1 protein-coding gene is annotated in these 1065 nt (G+C 67.2%); it reads right to left on the bottom strand.

The genetic code is table 11. The annotated features are described in order from the left end of the window. Window position 1: 1 nt before the first annotated feature. Complete coding sequence (locus JOL79_RS33555; RefSeq protein ID WP_210159966.1) at window positions 2–1018, bottom strand: LacI family DNA-binding transcriptional regulator; 1017 nt, start codon at window positions 1016–1018, stop codon at window positions 2–4. Window positions 1019–1065 lie beyond the last annotated feature (47 nt).

Genomic DNA, 1065 nt, shown 5'->3' with positions numbered 1-1065 from the left:
GTCAGGGGAAGGGGTGTGGGGGTCCGGTGGTGGCGCGGAGGGAGATGGGTGGGGTGAGGAGGAGGTGTTGGTGGGGGGTGGTGGGGTTGGTGATGCGGTTGATGAGGAGGTTGACGGCGTTGGTGGCGAGTTCGTCGGCGGGGGCGTCGGCGGCGGTGAGGGGTGGGTGGAGGTTTTCTGCCCAGTGTTGGGCGGCGACGCCGGTGATGGAGATGTGGGTGCCGATGGTGCGGCCGGTTTGGGTGATGGCGTGGTAGATGCCGGGGAGGGCGGCTTCGTTGATGGTGGTGATGGCGGTGAGGTGGGGGTGGGTGTGGAGGAGTTGGGTGGTGGTGGTGTGGCCGGAGTTGGGGTTGTCGTGGGTGTGGGTGTGGATGGGGGTGATGCCGCGTTGGGTGGTGGTGCGGGTGAAGCCGGTGTGGGCGCGGTGGGAGGGGCCGTATCCGGTGGTGGCGAGGTGGGGGGAGCGGTCGATGAGGGCGATGTGTTGGTGGCCGAGGTCGGCGAGGTGGTGGACGCAGCGGGAGATGAGGGTGTCGTAGTCGATGTCGACCCAGGTGGTGGTGTCGGGGGTGTTGGTGCGTCCGATGGTGACGAAGGGGAGGCCGGTTTGCTGGAGGCGGGTGACGCGGTGGTCGGTGAGGCGGATTTCCATGAGGATGGCGCCGTCGACGCGGCGGCCGGTGATGACGCGTTCGAAGGAGCGGTCGTGTTCGTCGCCTGAGGGGGAGAGGAGGACGTCGAGGTCGGCTTTGGCGGCGGTGTTGACGACGCTGGCGACGAAGGTGAGTTGGTGGTCGGTGAGGCGGGTGTTTGCGGGGGGGATGACGAGGGCGATGGTGCGGGTGCGGCCTTCTTTGAGTGCTTTGGCGACGGCGTTGGGGCGGTAGCCGAGTTCGTCGATGACGGCTTGGATGCGTTGGCGGGTTTGTTGGGAGACGGGGCGTTTGCCGCTGATGGCGTAGGAGACGGTGCTGCGTGCGACGCCTGATCGTCTGGCGATTTCCCCGATGTCCACCGGCGCTCCTTGGTTGATCCCGATCGACCTGCACCATCGTAGGTCGA

The organism is Microbispora oryzae (assembly GCF_017896165.1).
In the GTDB taxonomy this organism is placed as follows: domain Bacteria; phylum Actinomycetota; class Actinomycetes; order Streptosporangiales; family Streptosporangiaceae; genus Microbispora; species Microbispora oryzae.
Note: the sequence above shows the minus strand (reverse complement) of the source record. Positions and strands in the feature narration are given on the sequence as shown.